The organism is Ponticaulis sp., from assembly GCF_029210165.1.
Lineage (GTDB): Bacteria > Pseudomonadota > Alphaproteobacteria > Caulobacterales > Hyphomonadaceae > Ponticaulis.
This window is the reverse complement of sequence record NZ_JARGNT010000001.1, coordinates 922,042-944,897: the sequence shown is the minus strand read 5'-3', so window position 1 is coordinate 944,897 and position 22,856 is coordinate 922,042. Positions and strand designations below refer to the sequence as shown.

Genomic DNA, 22,856 nt, shown 5'->3' with positions numbered 1-22,856 from the left:
GGAGTCGCATTTCACGGCAAGTTGAGCGCTGTTTGGGGTGGTTATCTGAATTTCAGTTTATATATTGTATATACAATTTCGGAGATTCATATGGCTGGCCAGGTAGAGTTCTATTTCGATTATGTAAGTCCGATGTCTTATTTCGGGTTTCACCGGGTTCTGGATCTACAGGCGCGTACCCGATGCGAAATCATCTGGCGACCAATGTTTCTGGGCGCCGTGATGAAGGCCACAGGCAACCGTCCGCCGGGAGTCGTTGAGGCTAAACGGAACTATTTTTTCGTCGACACGGTTCGTCACGCTAAACGGTTTGATCTGCCATTCTCGTTCAATCCGCATTTTCCATTCGATTCACGTAAAGCGCTGAACATAACGGCCAGTTTGCTGGAGGATGACGCGTTGATCCCGTTCATGAAGGCAATGTTCCATCATAGTTGGGGTGAGCCGAAGAATCTGGCGGATGAGGCGGTGCTCCGCGACGTGCTGACGGGTGAAGACTTCTGCACCGATCAGTTTATCGCGCGCGCAGATGCTAGAGAAAACACGGAGATCATCTCCGAATTTACCAAAATGGCTCTGGAGCACGGCATTTTCGGCGCGCCATCATTTGTCGTCGGAAATGAAATGTATTTCGGTCAGGACAGGATCGACTTTGTAGAAGATGCCCTGACCAAAAAAAGCTGGGTCCGCTAAAGAAGACCGGCTTTTGCAGCCAGCTGACGGTAGCTGGTCTCCGGACGCGGGCCGTAATGTGAAATCACTTCTGCCGCCGCGATATGACCAAGCTTGGCACAATCACGGATACGACGGTTTCGCGCATAGCCGAAAAGGAAGCCGGCGGCGTATTGATCACCAGCGCCTGTGGCATCCACGACCTTTTTAACAGGCTCGGCTGGCATGGTGATAATCTCGTCAGGTGTCACCACGACAGAGCCTTTGGAAGACCGCGTGATTGCCCCAGCATATGCGTCTTCGCGCAGCATCTGAACGGCGGCGTCAAAGTCAGTCGTTTCATAAAGCGAGAGCAGCTCTGCTTCATTCGCGAAGACGAGATCGACATGGCCCTTGATCAGGTGGCGGAAGCTTGAGCGGTGGCGGTCGACGCAAAAACTGTCAGATAGTGTCAGCGCAACACGGCGCTTTGCGGCCTTCGCGATTTCAGCGGCATGGACGAATGCGGCTTTGGCCTCTTCCTTGTCGAAGAGATAGCCTTCCAGATAGAGAATTTTGCCACGTTTGATGAGGTCAGCATCGACGTCTTCAGGTGTGAATTCGGTCGACGCGCCGAGGAAGGTGCTCATGGAGCGTTCGCCGTCTGGCGTTACCGCGATCATGCAGCGTGCTGTTGCGGGTCCGTTTACCAGAGATTCTGTCGGAAATTCGATCTGAACGCGGCCCATTTCCTTGCGGAAGAATTTGCCAAGCGCATCTTCTGCGACCTTGCCGATATAGCCCGTATGACCGCTCAGGCTGGCAATGCCCGCAATTGTGTTCGCGCCCGATCCACCCGGAACAAAGCGGCCTTTATCGCCGAAGGCCCGCGCCAGTTCAGTCGCGCGCATCTGGTCGATAAGCGTCATTCCGCCTTTGCGGATGTCGTGTTCTGTGAGAAATCCGTCTGGAACTGATGCAATAACGTCGACGATGGCATTGCCAACGCCAACAACATCCAAATCACCACTCATACTGAGAGCCTGCCCTAAAAATCGTAAATTATTAACGTTAACGGGCAGCTTAGGCTGGAATGACTCAAGAAACCATGAAAATCGCATATCTTTCTGCGTATTCGGTACTTCCAGAAAACCCGAACCGTCGCAGTGATGCTTTCGAGCATGATTTGCAGTTTGCCTGCCTGTCGGCGCCTTTGACGGCAGCAGGCCATGAGCTGATCGTTGTGCAGTGGGACAGAGGCAATGTGGACTGGGCGCAGTTTGATGCTGCGCTCATAGGTGCGACATGGGATTATACCGATAAGCCTGACGCCTTTCTCGCGCGGCTGGAGGAGATTGAGGCGCTTGGCGTGCCGGTTTTCAATCCGTCATCTCTGGTGCGTTGGAATAGTCGGAAAACCTATTTGCGAGAGCTTGAAGATAAGGGAATCGCCTGCATCCCGACGATATGGGCTGACGGCCCGACAGCGGATGAGCTGAAGACCGCTTTCGATACACTGAAGTCTCAACGTATTGTGGTTAAGAGGCAGGTCGGCGCGGGAGCAGGCGGCCAAATTCTGATTAACCGTAATGACGCGCTCTCAGACTACGCACATCCGGCCATGATCCAGCCTTTCATGCCGTCTATTCAGGATGAAGGCGAGTATAGTTTCATCATGATTGATGGCGAATTTTCTCACGCTTTGATCAAACGTGCTAAATCCGGCGATTATCGTATTCAATCTGCTTATGGTGGATACGAAACGGTCATTGTTCCATCTGCTGACGATCTTGCTGCGGCGAAATCGGTTCTGGCAGCGCTGGACGAGATTCCGCTCTATGCCCGGGTGGATATGATTCGTGGAAACAACGGGCATCTTCTGCTCATGGAGCTCGAATTGATCGAACCCTATCTTTATCCGGAACAATCAGACGAGCTGGGCGTTCTATTGTGCCGCGCCCTGTGTAACAGGGTGCGTTGATTGTGTGCGGACAGAATATTTGACGACAGATAAGACGGTATCGCTGCGCGACGCGCTGCGATCAGAACTAGATGGCCATCATGCCAATACTGAAGCTGCTTTTGAGCTTTTCGATCTGACAACACGCGCAGGTTATACCGGATTCCTCCGATCTCATCTGCTTTCACTCTCGACAATGAAATCTGTCCACGCCGAGCCGAACATTTACGGGCTCGATTTCCAGCATTTGGAAAATGAAATTCTGAAAGATCTTGAAGCGATAAACGCACCGCCGCTTTACGCTCCCCTGAAAACCCATATTCCGACAGACCCTCTCGGGGTGAGTTATGTGGTGTCAGGGTCTCATTTCGGGTCTCAGTTCCTCCGGAAGAAAATGCGTAGTTCTCGCGATCTGCCTGAAGAGGGATGCTACCGCTATCTTGAGTCTTCGCACCTGAAAAACGTTTGGAAAAATATTTTGCCAAGTTTAACCGCGGGCTATTTGAGGCAGGAAAATCTTGCGTCTATAAAGGCTGCCGCAGAAACGTTTTTGCTGTTTGGATTGGCGGCCGAACAGATCGTGGGGACTACGGGAAAGAATGACTAAAGATACCCAGATTCCTGGCTATAATGACGGTAGCCTGGACCTGACAAACTGTGATCGCGAGCCGATCCATTTACTCGGGCATGTTCAGAGCTTTGCCTGTCTGATCGCCGTCACATCCGACTGGCTGATTACGCGGGCGTCTCAGAACACCAAAGATTTTCTGGGCCTTGAGCCAGCCAGCATTTTCGGGCGCTCGCTGACAGAATTCTTCAGTGAACAAGCTATTCACGACCTGAGATCGCGCATGCAGCTCATGTGGGATGAAGATGCAGTCGAACGTGCATTTGATGTCGTGCTATTACCGGACAGCGACGAAAAATTTGACGTCGCAATCCACCGGTCTGGCGCGGAAATCGTGCTGGAATGTCAAAAGTCTGACCTGAACCGGAATACCGATCAGGGTAGTGTCATTCGTCCAATCATCGGGCGGTTGAAAAATGAAAGCTCTGTCGACGCGGTATGTCAGCAGGCATCGCGCTTTGTCAGGTCACTCACCGGTTTTGACCGTGTCATGGTCTATAAATTCCGGCCGGATGAGTCAGGTGAAGTGATTGCCGAGACGGCACGTGCCGGTCTCGATCCGTTTCTTGGGCTGCGTTATCCGGCCAGTGATATTCCGAAACAGGCGCGGGCCCTCTATAAGAGGAACCTGCTGCGCATCATTTCGGATGTAGACGATAAAGTTTCTCCGATTCTTCAGCAGTCTAACAATGCCGGACCTCTGGACCTGTCTTTGTCCACGTCGCGGGCCGTGTCGCCGATCCACCTCGAATATCTGCGGAATATGGGCGTGAAGGCGTCCATGTCGATCAGCATCGTCATTCGCGGAAAACTCTGGGGCATGTTTGCCTGCCATCATTATGAGCCACGTATTCTGAATTATGGAATCCGGTCTGCTGCGGAACTGCTTGCGCAGATGTTTTCCTTCGTGCTCGAGCGGGTCGAAAACGATATTGAACGCGAAGAGGCGGTCCGCGCACGCATTCTCCACGATCAGCTTATGAGCCAGCTAGCCGAAGGTCAGTCGCTTGCTCAGAATTTCGAGGTTATCTCAGATGCTATGCGGGCCCTGATCAAAAGTGACGGTGCGGCCCTGTGGGTTGATGGCGAGTTTCTCAATATTGGCCATACGCCTTCAAAAGACCAGTTCTCTGGCCTGGCGCGGCATCTGAATGTCCATCCGAGCAGCCAGATTATCGCCACGAACTGCATCGCGGATGACTATCCTGACGCGGTTCAGTTTCAGGACAAAGCTGCCGGTATGCTTGTGCTACCTGTGTCTCGAACACCGCGTGATTATATCGTGTTTTTCCGCCGCGAGCTGGTTCAGGAAGTCCGCTGGGCTGGCAATCCTGAAAAGCCGGTCACTGTCGGTCCAAACGGTGTACGCCTGACGCCTCGCGGCAGCTTTGCGGCGTGGAAAGAGATTGTTTCCGGCAAATCAGCTGATTGGACGGCGGGCGAGATCGCCGGTGCAGAGGCTCTGCGTGTAACGCTTCTGGAAGTTGTGCTTCGTATTTCAGACGCGGCGAGCCGCGAACGTGTGAGGTCGCAGGAGCGGCAGGAGCTTCTCATTGCGGAACTCAATCACCGTGTTCGCAATATTCTAAACCTGATTCGAAGCCTGGTATCTCAATCCAAACAGTCGGCGGGCTCGATTTCAGAGTTTACGGAAATCATTGGCGGCCGGATCCACGCACTTGCGCGCGCTCACGACCAGCTGACAAATCAGAACTGGGATTCAACTCCGCTCCGTGAGCTGGTGAGCACAGAGCTTGAGGCATATATCGGCCTCGAAAGCGGTCGCGTGCAATGCGATTGTCCTGAAGTTCTGCTGACACCTTTTGCATTCTCGACGCTGGCGCTCGTTATCCACGAATTGACGACGAACTCGGTAAAGTATGGCTGTCTGTCGAATGACTCAGGCGTATTGATGCTATCGGGCCAGAAAGCGGACAATGGCGACCTCATCTTCAATTGGAAGGAAACGGGTGGTCCAGCAGTTCAGGCGCCTACCCGGTCGGGCTTTGGTAGCACAGTGATCGAGCGGTCCATTCCGTTCGAGCTGAAAGGCGAAGCCAATGTCCGGTTTGACGTGAGCGGTCTTGAAGCCTCAATGCGTATTCCGGCTGAGTTTGTTGAGTTTGCCGAGCGCGAGGTCACCGCTGCTGAGGCTGCTGTTGAAGCAAAAGAAGAAGCCAAACCGGCTAGCGCAAGCCTTAGCGGCCCGGCTCTTGTCGTTGAAGACAATATGATTATTGCGCTAGATGCTGAAGATATGCTGACAGCCTTGGGCGCGGACAGCGTAGAGATTGCGTCATCTGTTTCAGAAGCGCTTCAGCTTATTGAAAAGTACGATTTCTCGTTTGCGATTCTGGATGTGAATCTCGGCTCCGAAACGAGCGAGCCAATCGCACACAAGGTGAAAGCGTCTGGAATCCCGTTTGTGTTCGCCACCGGATATGGAGAATCGCAAGCTCTGGCCGATCAGTTTGAGGGTGTGACCTTCATCCAGAAGCCTTACGACCAGAAAGCGGTTCAAAAGGCGATTGCCGGAATGTCTGAAAGCTAGCTAGTCACGCGGGCCGGGTGTTTTCGGCTTGTACTTGCAAAGATCAATGATCGGGCAAAGCCAGCATTTTGGCGTGCGTGCGAGGCAGCAATAGCGGCCATGCAGGATGAGCCAGTGGTGGGCGCCGAGCTTGTATTCGGCCGGCACCACTTTCTCCAGCTGTTCTTCAACCTGATCAGGGTTTTTACCGGGCGCAAGGCCGGTACGGTTGGACACGCGGAAAATGTGCGTATCAACTGCGATCGTTGGCTGGCCAAAGGCTTCATTCAGAACGACATTCGCGGTTTTACGGCCGACTCCGGGCAGCTTCACCAGTTCTTCGCGCGTCTTGGGGACTTCGCCGCCGAAATCCTTGATGAGCATGTCCGACAAGGCGATGACGTTCTTGGCTTTATTTCGCCAGAGGCCGATCGTTTTGATGTGATCGGCCACACCTTCCTCGCCGAGTGCCAGCATTTTTTCCGGCGTATCGGCGATTTCAAAAAGCTTCTTCGTGGCCTTGTTCACGCCGACATCGGTTGCTTGCGCAGACAGGGCGACAGCGACAACCAGTGTATAGGGGTTCACGAAGTTCAGCTCTGTGTGGGGGTCTGGGCGGTCTTCCGCCAGAATACGGAAGAGTTCTTCGGCCTTCGCTTTTGGAAAACGCCTTGGCGCTGATTTTCTTTTCTTTTTTTCGGCCATCTGACGTTCTGACGATTTATGTCAGCCCCTTGGAATGCAGGAAATATCACCCGCGCCATTTTCATTTCGCAGGAACTGATTAGTTTGCCTGAGAGAGAGAGACAAGTCGCAGAACCTCACAGGCCCATGACTGACGCTGATTTGAATAAAGAGCTCTATTTTGATGCGCTGATGAAGCCGAACGCGTCTTTGTCGCGCTCGGGCTTCTGGGTGATTATGGGCGTGATCATTGCGATTAACGTGTTCTCGATGATCGGCTTTCTATCCCGCGGCGCGTTTCCAATAATAGGCTTTCTGGGTCTCGATATCCTTGCCGTCTGGCTGGCGTTTAAAGTCTGCTTCAAACAACAGACCCAATGGACGCGCGTCCGTATTTCGCCCGAGACGCTTCGGGTCGATCACCGCAATCCGAAAGGCGTTGAAACCCATATCGAGCTGCCAACAGCGTTTGCCCGTGTTGAGCTGAAAGAGCCGGTGACAGTGCATAGCTGGGTGACCTTATCCTATCAGCGCCAAGCTTATGTGATTGGCCGGTTTCTGACGGTCGACGAGCGCAAATCTCTGGTCGAGGCGATGCGGGATGCGATCCAGCGCGCTCGGACACATCGTTATGCCGGTGAGGTTGAGTAGGGCCCGACCACAAGATTCAGGTGGCGCGGAATGCTTAGCGGCGTCACATTGATCTCATGACGATGAAGACCGCTCTCTCCCTTGATGACCGCTGCAAAGCTTATGATCGCATGGCTGATGCGCTCGTTTATCTAGGTGAAAACTGGAAGGCGCGACCGGGCCTTGATGAAATTGCTGCGCAGTTTGGTCTGTCTCCGACGCATTTCCAGAAAGAGTTTACGCGCTGGGCCGGCATTTCTCCGAAACAGTATATGGCGTCCCTCGCACATGCCGAAGCAGGAGCCTTGCTCCGACAAGGCGCCAGCGTTCTGGAAGCGAGCTATGAGGTCGAAGCCTCCGGCCCATCTCGCCTGCATGACCTTTTTATCGCGCATGAGGCTTTGACCCCGGGCGAGGCGGGCTCTGGAGGCCGCGATGTCACGCTGACCATCGGCAAAGGGCCGACACCGTTCGGAACTGGCGTTTTATTGTTCTCAGATCGCGGATTGAGCGGGCTTGGCTTTATAGATGATCAGCCTGAAACAGCCGGCCGTGCGGGGGAGCATGTCGGCAGGCCAGAACAGGCTGCGTTTGCCGATCTGGCGTCGCGCTATCCGAAGGCAGACATTCTCCGCGATGACACAAAGGCGGCTGTTTTCGCAGATCGCATTTTTGCACCGGGTGCGCGTGTGCCGCTCGCGCTTTATGGTACGCCGTTTCGCAGGCAAATCTGGCGGGCTCTGCTTGAGATCCCGGTGGGTGAAACGCGTACATACGGCGAGGTTGCGCGTTCCGCAGGCAGGGAAGGCGCAGCCCGCGCAACCGGCACGGCGGTGGGCGCAAATCCGATTTCCTGGTTTATTCCGTGTCACCGGGCCTTGGCTTCTGATGGTCGGTTACATAATTATCATTGGGGCGTAAGACGAAAACGCGCCATGTTGGCGATGGAAGCCGGTTATCGGGAGGCAGAGGCGCCTTCCTGACCGAGCCCGATCAGGAGTAGCGTTTATTGACCTGGATTATCCTTGGCATCATCGGCTTTTACGCCGTCTGGGCTGCGTTCATCGCGTGGAGCTTTACCGGCATCAAGAAAGAGGCGCGCATTGTGTATGACGCTGCCCGTCAGCGCGGAGAGTTTCCCGCTGACGAACCATATGAACCGTTCGAAAAAGCGCATATCCGCACCAGCGTTTTGCGTGTTTCGATTTATCGCTGGCTCGCTTGTCTGACGGCGACCATTGTCATGCCGCTGGCTGTCTGGCTGTTCAGTACAATCTGGGTGAAGCTCTATTACTTTAACGGCGCAAATGATGTTTTCGCCGAAGGCACGCTGGTCCATTCATTCTATCTGGCTGTGACGACTATGGCGTCGCTTGTGCTGGTCGCAGGTATTTACGCGCACCGTTACCATAAAGGCCGTCCTGCTAACTTTGACGTGGAATGGGCGCAGGAAAAAGCGCCTGATCCTGCAACACTGAATTCCTGGGGAGTTTCCGAACAATGAGCATTGAGTATCTTCACACCATGGTTCGCGTGACCAATCTGGATGACACGCTGAAATTTTTCTGTGAGGGGCTCGGGCTGAAGGAAGTCCGCCGGATCGATAATGAGGCCGGACGTTTTACGCTGGTATTCCTGGCGGCCCCCGAAGATCTCGACCGCGTGAAGTTTGATACCTCCGGCACGCCGCTCAAAGAGGGCATTCCAATGGTCGAGCTGACCCATAACTGGGACCCTGAAGAATATGCAGGCGGCCGCAATTTCGGGCATCTGGCCTATCAGGTCGGTGATGTCTACGAAGTCGTTGAGCGCCTGTCCGCTATGGGCGTGACGATCAACCGCCCGCCACGTGATGGCTATATGGCTTTCGTCCGCTCTCCGGACGGTATCTCCGTAGAACTTCTTCAGAAGGGCAAGCCGCAGGCGCCTAAAGAGCCTTGGGCAAGCGCAGAGAATATCGGGAGCTGGTAATGGCACTGTTTCATGTGATGGCGCTCGATAAGTCGAACGCGCTCGACCTTCGCCTTGAAAACCGCGCTGCTCACCTTGAGTGGGCCAAAGCCGCTGGCGACACCGTCCGCATGGCGGGCCCGCTGCTGGCTGACGATGGTGAGAGCTTTGTCGGCTCGGTGTTTCTGATCGAGGCGGAAAGCGAAGAGGCGCTCAAAGCGTTTCAGGCTGAAGACCCTTATATAAAGGCCGGCCTCTTCCAGACGGTGGATATCCGCCCGTTCAAACTGGTGATCTCGAACTAGCTTTTTTGCGGAATGGCCAGAAGGTCATATCCAAGATCATGGCGGAAATACTCGCCAACAATATCCTGATAGATTGCGAGCGCTTCGCCGGTGAAGAGCTCGCTCAGATCGTCTTTGCGCTTCTGAAGCACGTTCTTTTCTGCGCTCGGGTCAACCTTTTTAGCCATAGCCTCTTTTGTGCCTGCTTCAATCGCCATTTCGATAGAGGCCGGTGTGAGGTTGATCTTCCAATGATCTGAGATCGCTTGCAGGCGGCCGCGCGTATCGGCTTGCACCTCTTCATAACGCACGCGCAGAATCTTTTCCGGGAAGCGTTGTTTCAGATCGCCCCAGCGATTCCAGAAGCGCGCCAGCCAGAACAGATCGCAGCGATACATCTCACCTGACGGGTCGCCCTTCAGATAAGTCAGCCAGTCGGTTTGCAGCTCGTAATTCCACTTGGTGAAGTGCGATGCGAGGATTTGCATCGGATGGCGCACCTGCAGAACATAAGGCGGCAGGTTAAAAAGGCTGTGTGACCATTTCTGGTCCATCAGGGCATGCGGAATCGTGTGTGCGAACGCCAGCGCTGGCAGCTCCGTGAACGGTGATACCTTTTTCGGATTGCCGATATAGGGCTGGGTCGCAGCTTCTGAGAAGTATGGCGGTGGTTCCACGCCATACGTTTCAGCCAGCGCAACGCTCAGCATGTATTTGATCCAGTGCGTGCCGGAATTCTTCGACGTCACCAGACACCCTTGCAGGCGACCGTGACGGAAGACTGATCCGTTCAGCCAGTTATCTTTCCAGACGCGGGAATTATAGGGATCAGACATGAAACTACGCTTGCTTGCTCAAAGGTCGACTGCCTTCGATTAGAACATGGCGTCACTTTAGGGAAGGCCCGACTAAACGGTCACACCTGTCTGCGTGCGGAAGACCTGTAGAATGCGCAATTGGGCGCGCGTTGGCTCGCTTTTCACCTCGGTCAGTTCAACCAGCACTTCGTCGAAATCGATAATCTCGCGATCCGAATAGTTCCGACGGATCAGACGGCCAAGGTCACGGAGCAGGGCGTCTTTGTCTTTGGCGGTATGCAACAGTCCGGATGCGGCGCCCATAGCTTGTGGGGCCTCGTCATCATCAAGGCGAAAGCGGCTTTTCAGAATGGAGAAGGTGGCATCAATCTGTGCGTTATCTGGCTCACCATCGGCCCAGATAATGGCCATCATGAATCCGAGAATGCCCATTAGCGGCTCGGTTATATGGTGGGTCACTTCGCTCTCATGTGAGTTCTCAACGCGCTGTTTTTCGGCTTTTTCACGCATGGCGCGGGCAATCAGAAAGGCGAATGCAGCAATGGCAATAATGGCGAACCAGACCTGCATCAGACGTCGCACCCGTCTTGCGATACGGAATACGTCAAATGTGAAGTGATTGTGTGCTTCATCATGTCCAGCTTTGATCCGGCCTTTAGTCCTTTCAATGTAGGACAGGCGCTTCGAAAGGAAAAGGAGACAATCAGGCTTGGCGCGTCAGCCCAACGAGAGTTTGATATTCCGTGATGGTATCGAACTGGTTCTGGTTCGGGCCACCGTCTGCTGCGCCCACTTCAACCATCATATCTTTCAGTTCGATCAGTTCCTGGCGGGACACCGCGTTAGACACAACCCGTGCCATCCGGCGTAGAAGCGCATCGGTCCGGGCTTCTTTTTCACTAACCCACGCCGCCTGCACGATAACTTCTTCTGCATCACTGGCAGAAAAGCCGAAATTCTCTGACACAAGGCGCTCGATCACGTCTTTCTGAGTACGCGTGACGTCTCCGCCAGCGCGCGCGACTTCCAACATTAGGATTGTGGCGGCTTCGCGCGGGTCCTCAACGAGACTGGAGCCTGATTTCCCGGATTTTCTGCGAAAGGCGAGTTTGCGGGGAAGGTTTATAGCACCTTCTGCAAAGTCCTTGATTTCACGGGCTGCATGCATGCCCGACTGAATGCGCCAGAGCAGAACACCGAGCGCGCTAAGTCCGCCAAGCACGGCTAGAAGAATATGCATGTGAATTTCCCTCCCCCAATCAGGAAAGGAAACTGTTTAGCAATTCTGGGTAGCTTTTAACAGATCATCTTGGGCAAATTTAATCGCTTCGGAAATCGCATGCTGCCATTCTTCTACGGTGCCCGCCTTCTGGGCTGCCTCGGGGAAGGTAACCGAGCGCGAAGCGTTCACGACGCCGCCTTCAAGAGTGCCGTTTACGGGCACAAAACCGGCCACGGCTTCGGCTGCGCCAGCGCCTTGCGCGCCATAACCCGGAACGAGCAGCAGATTGTCAGGAGCCGCTTCGCGGATCTGGCGGGCTTCTTCAGGCGCAGTTGCGCCAGCCACCAGCATCATGCCGGACCAGTCGGTCGATTTGCCCTTCAGCTTCTGGCCCTTTTCATGGAAGGCTTTCGCCATACGCATGAAGACGGGCTCGCCCTCAACAATCTTTTCCTGAATGTCCGCTGCGCCCGGATTGGATGTGCGCGTGAGCACAGCAATGCCGCGGCCGTTATCTGCCGCCGTATTGACGAACGGGTCGAGCGTCTCAAGGCCCATATACGGGTTCACGGTAAGCGCATCGCACGCACATGACGCGTTCTCACCCAGATAGGCCGTCGCATAGCCCTGTGCGGTGGAGCCGATATCGCCGCGTTTGGCATCCATGATTACAAGAAGACCTGCATTACGCGCTGTCTTACAGATATGCTCCATCGCAGCCATGCCTGGGCTGCCCCAGATTTCAAAGAAGGCCGCTTGCGGTTTGATGCAGGCCACTTTGCCTGCGGCCGCTTCGATAATGCCGTCCGCCCAGACCGCAATACTGCCCGCGCTTGGATTGCCGAACAGTTCCGGGAACATATGCGGATGAGGGTCAATGCCGACACAGAGCGGGCCGAACTCACGAGTTTTCTCAATCAGCCTGTCAGCAAATGGTCGGGTCATATCAATCTCTGGCTCTGCAAAGGACTTTAACAATGGTCAGATTGCGACGCAGACGGTCGCCTTCGCCGCCATAGTTATCGGGGCTGAGGCTGCGTGTCTGCTCCCCGTCGAGCATTAAATCGGCTTCAGCGTTCAGAAAAGACTGCAGTGAGGTCGGCGCCGCGGTGTAAATCCGGCCGCGTCGCGGGCTTTCCGCCACGGTGACGCCAATCACTTCGCCATTTTCATTGAAAAGCGGTCCGCCGCTCATGCCGCCTAGTGTGCCGACCAGGTTTCTGGTGCGCCCTGATTCAGCCCAGGCGATAACCGGTTCGGATGCCTGATAGCGACCGGATGTCCGAAGGACCGACCGTGAAAGAAGGCGGGAGCTGACTTCACCGGCGCGCCCCTGCGGGTAGCCGATATGATAGCCTTGCTGACCAACGCGTAGCTCTTCTTCAAGATCAAGCACAGTCGGTTCCGGTCCGCCATCGGTGTAGAGGAGGGCCAGATCAGCTGATTGTGCAGTTTCATAGCGTGTGACCGGCACGATACGGCTATTGCCGACCTGCACGGCAAGATCGGAACAGCCGTCTACGACGTGTCGCGCGGTTAGCCACATGCCCTCCCGGCCTACGGAAAAAGCAGTGCCAATGCTCGGGCTGTCGGTTTCTTCGAGCTCGACCAGAACTTCTTCATCGAACATGGATGGAAGTGGGAGCGTGACATCCGGAAGCTGGATTTCTTCGGGCACTGCGGGCGGTGCGTCATCGCTCTCCGAGTTTGAGAAGAGCGTGTAGAGCACGGCGGCCAGAGCTACTGTATATATGAACCAGTCAGGCAGCTTCACCGGAAATGACCTTATCCAAGTGGCGGCGGTGCGGGCACCCAGAGCGCCGCGCCAATGATCATGGCAGAGGAGATTTTAACGGCAATCAGCAGGATTGCCGCACCGGCTTCGTCATTCTGGATACGCTGCGGAAGGTCTTTCAGGATCAGATCTACAAAACGGAAGGCCAGAAGTTGAATTAAAAGTGCGACAACACCCCAGATTAACAGGTCAAATAGCGAAACACTTGTTGCGAGAGCCGACGCAATTGGGATAGCCAGACCAATGATTACACCAGCAAGGCCGAGACCAGCTGACGCATTGCCATTGCGCAGGAGCTCGAGCTCTTTCATCGGGGTAAGCAGAACATAAATTACGCAGCTCACGACCAACATTGCGCCCGCAGTGAGCGTGCTGATCAGAAAGTTATCGAAACCGTGAGCGAAGGACTGGATTGCCGCGTCCATTTGACTCCCCTTAGAAGAAACCCGTGAAACAACCCGTGGACTGTCACGTTCAGATTGGTTGTAGCAACAATTCAGGAGATTGCGCCATGCTTCAAGCAAAAACCGCTCTGATTACAGGCTCGACGAGCGGAATTGGCAAGGCGATTGCGACCAGATTGGCGCAGGCCGGAGCAAATGTCGTAGTCAATGGGTTCGGAGACGCGAAAGAGATCGAAGACTTTCGCCAATCACTAGAAAAAGAGTACGGCATCAAGGCTCTTTATTCGGGTGCCGACCTGACCAAACCTGACCAGATTGAAGCCATGATTGCTGAAGCCAATGAGGCGTTCGGCGGCGTAGATATTCTGGTGAACAATGCCGGCGTTCAGCACGTCGCGCCGATCGAGGAGTTTCCGGTCGAAAAATGGGATCTGATCATCGGTCTGAACCTCACATCCAGCTTCCACACAACGCGCCTGACGCTGCCTTACATGAAAGAAAAAGGTTGGGGCCGCATCATCAATACTGCGTCGGCACACGCGCTCGTCGCGTCGCCGTTCAAATCGGCTTATGTCGCGGCCAAGCACGGCATTGCGGGTCTGACGAAGGTGATTGCGCTTGAAGGCGCAACGAAAGGTGTTCGCTGTAACGCAATCTGCCCGGGTTATGTCTACACGCCGCTCGTTGAGAACCAGATCGCAGATACAGCGAAAGCGCGCGGTATTTCCGAGCAGGAAGTCAAAGAGAATGTGCTTCTCGCTGCGCAACCGACGAAAGAGTTTGTGACGTCAGAGCAGGTCGCCGAAATGGCCTACTTCCTCTGCTCACCAGCAGCAGACCAGATCAACGGCACAATGATGCAGATGGATGGCGGCTGGGTCGCCCAGTAACACTCAAATCTGTAGCGCGGCCATGACACCGGCTGCGATTGATCCCAATCCGAAGATGAGAGACAGCGCGACGGCAACGACGCGCTGTGTTTTTTTGCGCTGACGGGCACCGGGAGGGGCCGATCGCGGTTTGCGAGGCGCAAGCGTCCAACGGTTGGTAAAATATCCGAACGCTGACACGGCCGCGACAATGCCTGCACCCAAAGCGCCGCCCAGTACGGCTAGCGCAGATGCGGCCACCAGCATGATGGCTATCGGGGTAGACGTGGCAATTAGTGTTTCGCGCACATTCCGGTCTGCGCGGGTGTGATCCATATGGTCGAAAGACTCATTTGGCACGACGACGACACCAACCCATGTGCCGCCAACGGCAAAGCCACATAACAAGGCGGCAAAACTCGTCAGAATGTTTTGAAGATTATCCAGCACGGCTAAGCCCCCGACCTTTTCAGGTCCAGCTATGCCTTAATTTGCTCGGCGGGTGAACTCGAGCCAGACCGGTTCGCAATCGCCAAGCTTTTTCAGCTGATAGCGTGTTGGTTCATGGTCTTCCGGCTGATTGCGCCAGTCATCAGCGCGTTCGGCATGCCATTCGAATGCCCCATGCTGAAGGAAACGCCAGAGCGCTTCATCGGCATAGCTCATAACATCGGTAGCGAAGCGTACCTGCGCGCCCGGCTTCAGGGCATAGGCGAGTTCATCCAGAAAGGCCGGCTGGATCAGACGGCGCTTTTGCTGGCGACGCTTTGGCCAAGGATCTGGAAACAGGATAAAACACCGCTCGAAAGCTGCTTCGCCAAAGTTCGGCAGGACAAGGCGGATGTCATCATCATGCAGACGGATGTTTTTGAGATCATTGTCCGCAATGCCGGTGAGCGCTTTCGCGACACCGTCGTGAAACGGTTCAGCGCCAATCAGCCCGACATCAGGGTTCAGACGGCCCCGGCGGATAAGATGCTCAGCGCCGCCAAAGCCGATTTCCAGCCATAGCGGGCGCGCATCACCAAAAAGGCCCTCGCTGGTGAGCGGGCCTTCCTTGGGAACTTCAATCTCGGGAAACAGCGTCTGATAAAGATGCTTTTGCTTCTTTGAGAGCGGGCGCCCATCGCGGCGCCCGAATGTTCTGACCTCTCGCAGAGGACGATCGTCCTGTGTCATCTGTCGGGTCTAACCTCTAGAGGAGGCCCTTCAGCTGGTCAGCAATGTCGGTTTTCTCCCAGGAGAAGCCGCCATCTGCTTCAGGTGTACGACCGAAGTGACCGTAAGCTGCTGTACGCGCATAGATCGGACGGTTGAGCTGCAGGTGGGTACGGATGCCCTTAGGAGACAGATCCATCAGATCACGCAGTGCGTTTTCGATCTTCTCCGGCTCGACTTTCTCTGTGCCATCGCAGTTCACATAAACCGACAGAGGTTTTGCAACGCCGATCGCGTAAGAGACTTGAATGGTGCAACGGTCTGCAAGACCGGCAGCGACCACGTTCTTCGCGAGGTAACGGCAGGCATAAGCTGCTGACCGGTCAACCTTGGTCGGGTCTTTACCAGAGAACGCGCCGCCGCCGTGTGGGGCGGCGCCGCCATATGTGTCGACGATGATTTTGCGGCCTGTCAGGCCTGCGTCACCATCCGGACCACCAATGACGAAGTTGCCGGTCGGGTTCACGTAGAATTCTTCTTCCGGTGGGAACCAGCCTTCAGGCAGAACTTCTGTCACGATCGGACGAACCAGTTCGCGGATATCGTCCGGGGTGAAACCGTATTTGTGCTGTGTAGAGACAACAACGCTTTCAACGCCGACCGGGCGGCCGTCTTCATAGCGTAGTGTCACCTGAGATTTTGCGTCCGGCTCGAATTCAGGCTGCTCACCTGATTTACGGAGCTCTGCCATACGCTTCAGGATCTGGTGTGAATAGATGATTGGCGCAGGCATCAGCTCTGGCGTTTCATTCGTCGCGTAACCGAACATAATGCCCTGGTCGCCCGCGCCTTCTTCCTTGTCAGTGCCTTCGTCAACGCCCATGGCGATGTCGTTGGACTGTCCGTGCAGACGGTTGATGAGTTCAGCCGTGCGCCAGTGGAAGCCTTTCTGGTGGTAGCCGATATCTTTCACTGCCTGACGGGCGGTGTGCTCCATCTCTTCCAGAGACGGCATCAGGTCTTCCGGCATGCGCATTTCGCCAGCCAGAACGATAAGGTTCGTCGTTGTCAGCGTTTCACACGCGACACGCGCTTCTGGGAAGCGACCGATGAACAGGTCGACAATAGAGTCCGAGATCCGGTCGCAGACTTTGTCCGGGTGTCCCTCAGAAACACTTTCACTTGTGAAATTGTAAGATTTTCGGATCACCCAAAGTCTCCATCAGCAGATAACAAAAAACGCCCCGCAACACGGGGCGTTCTTTATTTGTTTATAGCCCGAACGTCTACCCGTGGTTAATCGGATTTTTCGCTCTCGTCTTCGGCGCGGAACGTTGCATTGCGACTGAAAGATTCAGCGGCTGCTTTCACTGCGTCGAGGAGGGATTTGCGAAGACGTGGATCAGGAATGGACTGATATGCAGTCACAAGGTCGATCGCGTTTGCGTCGATCATGCCAGCCAGATCACCCTCGTCACCGTCCTCGGCAACGCCAAGTGCAGCCAGGTCACCGACTTCATCTACGCCTTGATAAAAATAATTGATGGTGACTTCGAGAACCTTAGCCACGTCAAATAGACGTCCAGCCGAGATACGGTTTACACCCTTCTCGTATTTCTGGACTTGTTGAAATGTGAGTCCCAGCATTTCGCCAAGACGTTCCTGGCTCAGCTTCAGCTCGCGCCGACGCCACCGGATACGACGACCGACGTGTTTGTCGATCAGATTTGGAAGCTTATTTTCGCTCATTTTGTTTTTATTTTCGCTCAGTTATTGGGGTTGTTTTTTTCTTTATCACACTTTGTATGTACACTTCTTTGTTACGCCTAACATGCCCTGTCAAGCGCTGATTCTGTAATAAAAGAACGTGACCATGTTCATCAAAATCAGCATTAACCAAGTCCAGTACGATGACCACTGATTGAAAAGCGTAACGACCGTGTAGTCGGGAACTATAGTGTCGATGACCTTTACTGGCAGGTCTTCCACCATGTTAGCGCTAATATTCGACTGCACTTCCCTTCCGTAGACGTCAACTACCCCTGAATACCCAAGGTTTGCTGCACGAACGAGTGGGCGCCCTGTCTCGATTGCACGGTAGCGGGCCTGAGAATAATGCTGTTCGGGGCCAATACCCGTACCAAACCAGCTGTCGATCGATATATTCACGAGAAAATCTGCCTCGCCCAATGTTCGCTGAACCAGGCCCGGAAACAGGGCCTCGTAACAGATCAGAGGCAGGAAGCTACGGCCGTCATTCAGCTCCAGCGGGCTACCTTCGGGGCCGGGCGTGAAACCGGCGGTCGCCATTTGTTGTAGCGCGCCAGGCAGGATGCCGCTGATGGAATGTCCGAAGGGTATGATGTCGGCGGCTGAAAGTTCACCGAATGGCACTAGACGGTTTTTGTCATAAATCGCGTTCGCACCGCGCATCCGGCTGCGGGCATCTATAATGGCGAGGCTGTTGTACCATTCCGGCTGCGGCTCGGCATAGCGGTCGACGCGCGCCGTTCCCGCAATGAGTGATCTTTCGCCAAGCCTCAGGGCAACAGCGTCGAGCGCATTCGGGTCCTGAAGCAATGGAAGTGGCAGGGCAGCCTCGGGCCATACAACCAGACGTGGTTCATCCTGAAAGTCGTCGCCGGTTCCGATGAGGTAGGCGCGCAGAATATTTGTCGCCGCCTCACTACGAAGTTGTTGTGTGACAACCGGTCGCCCTTCAGGGTCGGTCGGATATTTATCGTCCTGCCTCACTTCAACGTCGACGATTCGCACGGCCGCGCCTTCGGTGGCCGGGTTGGTCATGATCCGCCCGGTACCCCACGCCCAACCGGATGCGAAGATGACGGCGCTGACCATGAGCGGGAAGATGCGATTGAAATCGCTACCTTCACGGCGATAGTCCGCCATGGCAGCAGGTGCTGCAGCGAGCAGGAAGGTGAGGGCGGACAGGCCCCAGAGGCCAAACAATGACGCCATTTGAGAGACAGGCGAGCCTGGCTCCCAGACCATGCCGGACCAGTTCCATGGAAACCCCCCAAACACTGTTCCGCGAAGAAGCTCTGTAAACGCCAGCGCGGTCGCAAAAGCGAATACGCGCGCTGGTGTGCGGCTCCAGAACCGGCCTGCCAGAAGTGTTCCAAGGCCGAAGAAAAGCCCGAGGCCAGCCGGCAGCAAAATCAGCGGCATCCAGATGAAGGCCAGATGTTGTTCGGGGTTCACAAGGAAAGGCTGGGCGGTCCAGTGCATGCTGGCGAGCGTAAAGCCGATGCCATACGCCCAGCCGCGCATGAAGACAGCCTTGCCCCACTTCTCGCGCGTACGTGCGCCATCAACCAGCCAGACAAGCAGGCTGATCACAAGAATAAAAACCGGCCAGAAATAGAACGGTGCAAACGCAAAAACAGTCAAAATCCCGCAGACGAGCGAGAGCATAAAAGCTTTAAAGGGGGAGAGACCTGCAATTGCCGCGTGGAGTGTTCCGACAGAAAAAGATTCAGAGCGGTCCAAAAGCTGGTCTCCGGCGCGTGGCGTTAAATATCGTACCCGATTGAATTGCCGGATTTGGGCGCCGTATCAACAGGGCAACGCACACGGATGCGACGAATTCTGCGCGTGTCTGCATCAATGATTTCCATATCCACGCCATTCGGGTGGCGAATGATCTCGCCGCGTTGAGGCACACGGCCTGCAATCGCGAACACAACACCGCCAAGCGTGTCAATTTCGTCTTCGTATTCAGACAGCGACATGTCGAAACCGGAATCTTCCAGGAAGTCGTCGATTTCGGCGCGCGCATCTGCTTCGAAGATGCCGCGACCTTTTGCTGTGATCAGAGGCGCGTCATCATCGTGTTCGTCTTCAATCTCGCCAACAATCTGTTCAACGAGATCTTCCAGAGACACAAGACCATCCGTGCCACCGTATTCGTCGACAACGAGAGCAAGGTGAATACGGGTGGACTGCATTTTCACCAGCAGGTCACGAAGACGCATGCTCGGTGGAACATAGAGGATTTCACGGCGCAGACCTGTCAGTGGGCGCAACGCATCTGTTTCTTCACCGTCTGACTGGTCTGCCAGAACAGAAACAAGGTCCTTGATGTGAACAAGACCGATCGGATCATCCAGCGTTTCGCGATAAACCGGCAGACGGGAATGCGTGGTGTCAGCGAACAAGCGGACGAGATCCGGTAGGGTCGTCTGTTCTTCCACAGCAACAATCTCTGCACGCGGGATCATCACGTCATCAATGCGCATACGCTCGAATTCAGCGAGGCGCAGGCGGATTTCTGCAGGAGATGGAGTAGAAGTCGTCTCGGATGAGGTAGAAACCTCATGCTCGGGAGCGGAATTTCGAGACAGGGCCGTAGCGAGTTTAGAAATCAAACCCTGACTGGGCGATGGTTCTGACGTGTCCACTTGGACGGTATCCTCAAGGTTCGGTGTTCAGGCAGTATGGGTCAGGATAACCCAGCTCTGCAAGAATTTTGGTTTCGAGCGGTTCCATTTCCGCAGCGTCGTCTTCGGTTTCATGATCAAATCCCAGCAAGTGGAGATATCCATGAATGAGAAGATGACTGTAATGCGCGTCAAACGGACGTTCGAGTTTGTCCATATCGGCATGCACCACCCCGTATCCAAGGGCGATGTCACCTAAAAATCCGTCTTCGAATGCATCATCGTCAGACGGGAAGGACAAAACATCAGTCGGTTTGTCCTTCTCGCGCCAGTCACGGTTCAGGACCTGCATGGCGTCATCGTCCGTCAACAGTAGGTCGACGCGTCCGCCACGTGTGTGCTGTGCGGCGGCCGCCATAGCGGTGTGTGCGAGTGAAAGAAGCCGGGATTCATCGCCGTCGGATAACCAGTTGTCTGCATCAATGCGCAGATCGATCTCCGGAAGATCAGCGCTCATCGGCCTGCCCGTCCGGAGGGGACTGTTTCTCGGCCTTATCATAGGCATCAACAATGCGTGAGACGAGGTCGTGACGTACCACATCGCTACGCGACAGATACATCTGGCGCACGCCATCCACGCCTTTGAGAATATTCAGCGCGTGACGAAGACCGGATGGCTGTTTGCTTGGCAGGTCGACCTGAGATGGATCGCCTGTCACCACCATGCGGGAATTACGGCCAAGGCGGGTCAGCACCATTTTCATCTGCGGAATGGTCGCGTTCTGCGCTTCGTCAATAATGACGAACGCGTTTTTGAGTGTGCGGCCACGCATGAAGGCAAGAGGTGCGACTTCGATCTCTCCACGAAGGCGGCGACGGTCTAGCTGTTCCTGACCGAAGAGTTCACGCAGTGAATCCCAGATCGGCAGCATGTACGGGTCGACTTTGTCTTCCAGATCGCCCGGCAGGAAGCCGAGCTTTTCGCCTGCTTCAACAGCCGGTCGCGCGACGATCAGGCGGTCGCGTCGACCGGTCGCAAGTTCGGCTGCGCCAATAGCCACGGCAAGGAAGGTCTTACCTGTACCAGCTGGACCAACACCAAAGACGAGGCCAGCCTCTTCATTCTGCAGGGCAGAGAGATAGGCGGTCTGGCCGGCGGTTTGCGCCTGCACTTTCACCTTCAGCCCTTTAATCGGACCAGCCGACTGCATCAGGCGGGACAGCGCGCCATTGATTGCGCCATCAAATTCCAGCTCGCCCGGCGCAGTGCCGGATGTAACTTTCTGAAGGTATGCGCCCAGCGCAAATTCAGCGATGGAAACGCCTTCAGCGAGGCCAAACAGCATAATGCCGCCGCCCTGACTTTCCGCGCGGAGTTGATAATCTTCCAGACGCTGTTCAAGCCGTTCCAGATTACGGTGATGCGGCCCGCAAATCGTTTGCAGGGTTTCTGTATCTGAGACCGCGAAAATCCGGCTTATCGGAGATGCGGGCGAGCGTGGAGGCAGGCTCAAGCGACTGGCTCCACTTTGGATGCCAGATGTCCGCCAACAGAGTTCAGCGTTGCGGCATTCATCGTCACATTCACGATCTGGCCTGTCAGGTCTTCAGAGCATTCAAAGTGAGTGGCCTGAAGATAAGGCGTACGTCCGGCCATCTGGCCCTCATTACGGGCTTTGCCCGTGACGAGAACAGGCAGGGTTTTGCCAATCTGAGACTGGTTGAAGCGTGTCTGCTGTTCGCGAAGCAGAGCTTGAAGCCGTTGCAGACGTTCGTCTTTCACTTCTTCAGGCACCTGGCTGAACATGTCAGAGGCCGGTGTACCCGGTCGACGCGAATATTTGAAGGAATAGGCTGCCGCATAATCAATGCGCTCAACCAGCTTCATTGTGTCTTCGAAATCCTGGTCACGTTCACCCGGGAAGCCGACGATGAAGTCAGACGTAATCGCCATATCAGGGCGGATTTCACGGAGGCGATCAATAATCTCGATATAGCGCTCAGCCGTATGGCCGCGGTTCATCGCTTTCAGAATGGCATCAGAGCCGGCCTGAATTGGAAGATGCAGGTAAGGCATCAGTTTTTCAGTGTCGCCAAATGCTTCGATCAGGTCATCATCCATATCGCGCGGGTGAGACGTGGTGAAACGAATGCGGTCCAGTCCGTCAATCTTTGCGAGGTGGCGAATGAGCTTGCTAAGCGTCCAGCTATCGCCGCCCTCAAGTGAAGGCGCGTCACCGTGATACGCGTTGACGTTCTGACCGAGCAGATTGATCTCGCGCACACCCTTATGCACCAGCGCACGTGCTTCGGCGACGATCGCGTCGACATTGCGCGAGAATTCCGCGCCGCGTGTGTACGGTACCACGCAGAATGTGCAGAATTTATCACAGCCTTCCTGCACGGAGAGGAAAGCTGATGGACCATCGACCTGTCGATCCAGCGGCAGCGCATCGAACTTTTCTTCGACATCAAAGTCGGTCTCAAGTCGCTCGTTTGCTGCGCGGTGAACGCGCGCAATCATTTCCGGAAGCTTGTGATAGGCTTGCGGGCCGAGCACGAGATCGACAGCTGGCTGGCGACGCATAATCTCTTCGCCTTCAGCCTGTGCGACGCAGCCTGTCACGCCGAGCAGCATTTTGCCGCCGGACTTCTGTTTCAGGCGCTTTAGCTGGCCAAGTTCTGAGAAAACCTTTTCGGTTGCCTTTTCACGGATGTGACACGTGTTCAGAAGCACCAGATCGGCATCGTCTGCTGTTTCGGTGGTCACATAGCCCAATGGTGCAAGCACGTCTTTCATCCGTTCGGAATCATAGACGTTCATCTGGCAGCCATAGGTTTTGATAAAGAGGCGTTTGGTCGCCGCGTTCATT

Annotated in this window: 27 protein-coding genes; 10 read left to right on the top strand and 17 right to left on the bottom strand. The window is 55.0% G+C overall.

Annotated elements, in window-relative coordinates:
- Positions 1 to 90 precede the first annotated feature (90 nt).
- Complete coding sequence (locus tag P1U45_RS04710; protein WP_301057761.1) at positions 91 to 693, top strand: 2-hydroxychromene-2-carboxylate isomerase; 603 nt, start codon at positions 91 to 93, stop codon at positions 691 to 693.
- Here the strand turns inward: P1U45_RS04710 and P1U45_RS04705 are convergent.
- Complete coding sequence (locus tag P1U45_RS04705; protein WP_293609100.1) at positions 690 to 1,685, bottom strand: adenosine kinase; 996 nt, start codon at positions 1,683 to 1,685, stop codon at positions 690 to 692. The genes P1U45_RS04710 and P1U45_RS04705 overlap by 4 nt on opposite strands.
- Before the next feature lie 74 nt (positions 1,686 to 1,759).
- Here P1U45_RS04705 and P1U45_RS04700 point away from each other — a divergent pair, with 74 nt between their 5' ends.
- The 3 genes from P1U45_RS04700 to P1U45_RS04690 are packed head-to-tail and all read left to right on the top strand — an operon-like array spanning position 1,760 to position 5,790.
- Positions 1,760 to 2,632 (top strand): hypothetical protein, encoded by an 873-nt coding sequence (locus tag P1U45_RS04700; protein ID WP_301057760.1) that lies wholly within the window; start codon positions 1,760 to 1,762, stop codon positions 2,630 to 2,632.
- 19 nt (positions 2,633 to 2,651) lie between these two features.
- A complete protein-coding gene (locus P1U45_RS04695; protein WP_301057758.1) occupies positions 2,652 to 3,218 on the top strand; it encodes a hypothetical protein in 567 nt (188 codons plus the stop codon).
- Entirely contained in the window at positions 3,211 to 5,790 is a 2,580-nt protein-coding gene (locus tag P1U45_RS04690) for an HWE histidine kinase domain-containing protein (protein ID WP_301057756.1), read from the top strand. The genes P1U45_RS04695 and P1U45_RS04690 overlap by 8 nt, the downstream gene beginning before the upstream one ends.
- On the opposite strand, the gene nth is transcribed toward P1U45_RS04690, so the two are convergent.
- Complete coding sequence (nth, locus tag P1U45_RS04685) at positions 5,791 to 6,474, bottom strand: endonuclease III (RefSeq protein WP_301057754.1); 684 nt, start codon at positions 6,472 to 6,474, stop codon at positions 5,791 to 5,793.
- Positions 6,475 to 6,600: 126 nt separating this feature from the next.
- Between nth and P1U45_RS04680 the strand changes: the two genes are divergently transcribed.
- The 5 genes from P1U45_RS04680 to P1U45_RS04660 are packed head-to-tail and all read left to right on the top strand — an operon-like array spanning position 6,601 to position 9,338.
- Positions 6,601 to 7,104: a DUF2244 domain-containing protein gene (locus P1U45_RS04680; RefSeq protein ID WP_301057752.1), complete on the top strand. Its 504-nt coding sequence runs from the start codon at positions 6,601 to 6,603 to the stop codon at positions 7,102 to 7,104.
- A 56-nt stretch (positions 7,105 to 7,160) separates the two neighbouring features.
- Complete coding sequence (locus tag P1U45_RS04675; protein WP_301057751.1) at positions 7,161 to 8,066, top strand: bifunctional helix-turn-helix domain-containing protein/methylated-DNA--[protein]-cysteine S-methyltransferase; 906 nt, start codon at positions 7,161 to 7,163, stop codon at positions 8,064 to 8,066.
- Positions 8,067 to 8,092: 26 nt separating this feature from the next.
- The gene (locus tag P1U45_RS04670; RefSeq protein WP_301057749.1) at positions 8,093 to 8,587 is read left to right on the top strand and encodes a hypothetical protein; all 495 of its coding nucleotides are present in this window, start codon (positions 8,093 to 8,095) and stop codon (positions 8,585 to 8,587) included.
- Between the two features lie 2 nt (positions 8,588 to 8,589).
- Positions 8,590 to 9,054, top strand: coding sequence for a VOC family protein (locus P1U45_RS04665; protein WP_366144980.1), 465 nt, complete (start codon positions 8,590 to 8,592; stop codon positions 9,052 to 9,054).
- Positions 9,054 to 9,338, top strand: coding sequence for a YciI family protein (locus tag P1U45_RS04660; RefSeq protein ID WP_301057747.1), 285 nt, complete (start codon positions 9,054 to 9,056; stop codon positions 9,336 to 9,338). Before P1U45_RS04665 ends, P1U45_RS04660 begins: the two co-directional genes overlap by 1 nt.
- Here the strand turns inward: P1U45_RS04660 and P1U45_RS04655 are convergent.
- From P1U45_RS04655 to P1U45_RS04630, 6 genes are all read right to left on the bottom strand, one after another.
- Complete coding sequence (locus P1U45_RS04655) at positions 9,335 to 10,153, bottom strand: sulfotransferase domain-containing protein (RefSeq protein WP_301057746.1); 819 nt, start codon at positions 10,151 to 10,153, stop codon at positions 9,335 to 9,337. The two genes, P1U45_RS04660 and P1U45_RS04655, sit on opposite strands and share 4 nt — an antisense overlap.
- Positions 10,154 to 10,225: 72 nt before the next feature.
- A complete protein-coding gene (locus P1U45_RS04650; RefSeq protein ID WP_301057744.1) occupies positions 10,226 to 10,705 on the bottom strand; it encodes a hypothetical protein in 480 nt (159 codons plus the stop codon).
- 133 nt (positions 10,706 to 10,838) lie between these two features.
- Entirely contained in the window at positions 10,839 to 11,375 is a 537-nt protein-coding gene (locus P1U45_RS04645) for a TerB family tellurite resistance protein (RefSeq protein WP_301057742.1), read from the bottom strand.
- 36 nt (positions 11,376 to 11,411) lie between these two features.
- A complete protein-coding gene (pyrF, locus tag P1U45_RS04640) occupies positions 11,412 to 12,302 on the bottom strand; it encodes an orotidine-5'-phosphate decarboxylase (protein ID WP_301057740.1) in 891 nt (296 codons plus the stop codon).
- Between the two features lies 1 nt (position 12,303).
- Positions 12,304 to 13,131, bottom strand: a complete 828-nt coding sequence (locus P1U45_RS04635) for a serine protease (RefSeq protein WP_301057738.1) — start codon at positions 13,129 to 13,131, stop codon at positions 12,304 to 12,306.
- Between the two features lie 11 nt (positions 13,132 to 13,142).
- Positions 13,143 to 13,577, bottom strand: a complete 435-nt coding sequence (locus tag P1U45_RS04630; RefSeq protein ID WP_301057736.1) for a DUF350 domain-containing protein — start codon at positions 13,575 to 13,577, stop codon at positions 13,143 to 13,145.
- A gap of 86 nt (positions 13,578 to 13,663) precedes the next feature.
- Between P1U45_RS04630 and P1U45_RS04625 the strand changes: the two genes are divergently transcribed.
- Entirely contained in the window at positions 13,664 to 14,446 is a 783-nt protein-coding gene (locus P1U45_RS04625) for a 3-hydroxybutyrate dehydrogenase (RefSeq protein ID WP_301057734.1), read from the top strand.
- A 3-nt stretch (positions 14,447 to 14,449) separates the two neighbouring features.
- Here P1U45_RS04625 and P1U45_RS04620 read toward each other — a convergent pair whose 3' ends face one another.
- The 9 genes from P1U45_RS04620 to miaB form a co-directional block, all read right to left on the bottom strand.
- Complete coding sequence (locus tag P1U45_RS04620) at positions 14,450 to 14,875, bottom strand: hypothetical protein (protein WP_301057732.1); 426 nt, start codon at positions 14,873 to 14,875, stop codon at positions 14,450 to 14,452.
- Positions 14,876 to 14,911: 36 nt separating this feature from the next.
- Positions 14,912 to 15,604, bottom strand: coding sequence for a tRNA (guanosine(46)-N7)-methyltransferase TrmB (gene trmB, locus P1U45_RS04615; RefSeq protein ID WP_301057730.1), 693 nt, complete (start codon positions 15,602 to 15,604; stop codon positions 14,912 to 14,914).
- A 16-nt stretch (positions 15,605 to 15,620) separates the two neighbouring features.
- Positions 15,621 to 16,793, bottom strand: coding sequence for a methionine adenosyltransferase (gene metK, locus P1U45_RS04610; RefSeq protein ID WP_293616510.1), 1,173 nt, complete (start codon positions 16,791 to 16,793; stop codon positions 15,621 to 15,623).
- 86 nt (positions 16,794 to 16,879) lie between these two features.
- A complete protein-coding gene (locus tag P1U45_RS04605; protein WP_293609119.1) occupies positions 16,880 to 17,332 on the bottom strand; it encodes a helix-turn-helix domain-containing protein in 453 nt (150 codons plus the stop codon).
- Positions 17,333 to 17,422: 90 nt separating this feature from the next.
- Positions 17,423 to 19,093, bottom strand: coding sequence for an apolipoprotein N-acyltransferase (gene lnt / locus P1U45_RS04600; RefSeq protein WP_301057729.1), 1,671 nt, complete (start codon positions 19,091 to 19,093; stop codon positions 17,423 to 17,425).
- Between the two features lie 23 nt (positions 19,094 to 19,116).
- Complete coding sequence (locus P1U45_RS04595; RefSeq protein ID WP_293609121.1) at positions 19,117 to 20,004, bottom strand: hemolysin family protein; 888 nt, start codon at positions 20,002 to 20,004, stop codon at positions 19,117 to 19,119.
- A 13-nt stretch (positions 20,005 to 20,017) separates the two neighbouring features.
- The gene (gene ybeY / locus P1U45_RS04590; protein ID WP_301057727.1) at positions 20,018 to 20,500 is read right to left on the bottom strand and encodes an rRNA maturation RNase YbeY; all 483 of its coding nucleotides are present in this window, start codon (positions 20,498 to 20,500) and stop codon (positions 20,018 to 20,020) included.
- Positions 20,490 to 21,497: a PhoH family protein gene (locus tag P1U45_RS04585; protein ID WP_293609123.1), complete on the bottom strand. Its 1,008-nt coding sequence runs from the start codon at positions 21,495 to 21,497 to the stop codon at positions 20,490 to 20,492. The genes ybeY and P1U45_RS04585 overlap by 11 nt, the downstream gene beginning before the upstream one ends.
- On the bottom strand, positions 21,494 to 22,855 hold the full coding sequence (gene miaB / locus P1U45_RS04580; RefSeq protein WP_301057725.1) for a tRNA (N6-isopentenyl adenosine(37)-C2)-methylthiotransferase MiaB: 1,362 nt from the start codon (positions 22,853 to 22,855) through the stop codon (positions 21,494 to 21,496). The genes P1U45_RS04585 and miaB overlap by 4 nt, the downstream gene beginning before the upstream one ends.
- Between the last annotated feature and the right edge of the window lies 1 nt (position 22,856).

Excerpts from the sequence above, each read along its gene's own strand:
- P1U45_RS04630 (WP_301057736.1), bottom strand. The coding sequence starts at position 13,577 with ATGGACGCGGCAATCCAGTCCTTCGCTCACGGTTTCGATAACTTTCTG.
- trmB (WP_301057730.1), bottom strand. The coding sequence starts at position 15,604 with ATGACACAGGACGATCGTCCTCTGCGAGAGGTCAGAACATTCGGGCGC.
- P1U45_RS04690 (WP_301057756.1), top strand. The coding sequence starts at position 3,211 with ATGACTAAAGATACCCAGATTCCTGGCTATAATGACGGTAGCCTGGAC.
- P1U45_RS04700 (WP_301057760.1), top strand. The coding sequence starts at position 1,760 with ATGAAAATCGCATATCTTTCTGCGTATTCGGTACTTCCAGAAAACCCG.
- miaB (WP_301057725.1), bottom strand. The coding sequence starts at position 22,855 with ATGAACGCGGCGACCAAACGCCTCTTTATCAAAACCTATGGCTGCCAG.
- P1U45_RS04655 (WP_301057746.1), bottom strand. The coding sequence starts at position 10,153 with ATGTCTGATCCCTATAATTCCCGCGTCTGGAAAGATAACTGGCTGAAC.
- P1U45_RS04605 (WP_293609119.1), bottom strand. The coding sequence starts at position 17,332 with ATGAGCGAAAATAAGCTTCCAAATCTGATCGACAAACACGTCGGTCGT.
- P1U45_RS04705 (WP_293609100.1), bottom strand. The coding sequence starts at position 1,685 with ATGAGTGGTGATTTGGATGTTGTTGGCGTTGGCAATGCCATCGTCGAC.
- P1U45_RS04660 (WP_301057747.1), top strand. The coding sequence starts at position 9,054 with ATGGCACTGTTTCATGTGATGGCGCTCGATAAGTCGAACGCGCTCGAC.
- P1U45_RS04710 (WP_301057761.1), top strand. The coding sequence starts at position 91 with ATGGCTGGCCAGGTAGAGTTCTATTTCGATTATGTAAGTCCGATGTCT.
- ybeY (WP_301057727.1), bottom strand. The coding sequence starts at position 20,500 with ATGAGCGCTGATCTTCCGGAGATCGATCTGCGCATTGATGCAGACAAC.
- P1U45_RS04625 (WP_301057734.1), top strand. The coding sequence starts at position 13,664 with ATGCTTCAAGCAAAAACCGCTCTGATTACAGGCTCGACGAGCGGAATT.
- nth (WP_301057754.1), bottom strand. The coding sequence starts at position 6,474 with ATGGCCGAAAAAAAGAAAAGAAAATCAGCGCCAAGGCGTTTTCCAAAA.
- P1U45_RS04675 (WP_301057751.1), top strand. The coding sequence starts at position 7,161 with ATGACGATGAAGACCGCTCTCTCCCTTGATGACCGCTGCAAAGCTTAT.
- P1U45_RS04680 (WP_301057752.1), top strand. The coding sequence starts at position 6,601 with ATGACTGACGCTGATTTGAATAAAGAGCTCTATTTTGATGCGCTGATG.
- P1U45_RS04650 (WP_301057744.1), bottom strand. The coding sequence starts at position 10,705 with ATGCAGGTCTGGTTCGCCATTATTGCCATTGCTGCATTCGCCTTTCTG.
- P1U45_RS04645 (WP_301057742.1), bottom strand. The coding sequence starts at position 11,375 with ATGCATATTCTTCTAGCCGTGCTTGGCGGACTTAGCGCGCTCGGTGTT.
- pyrF (WP_301057740.1), bottom strand. The coding sequence starts at position 12,302 with ATGACCCGACCATTTGCTGACAGGCTGATTGAGAAAACTCGTGAGTTC.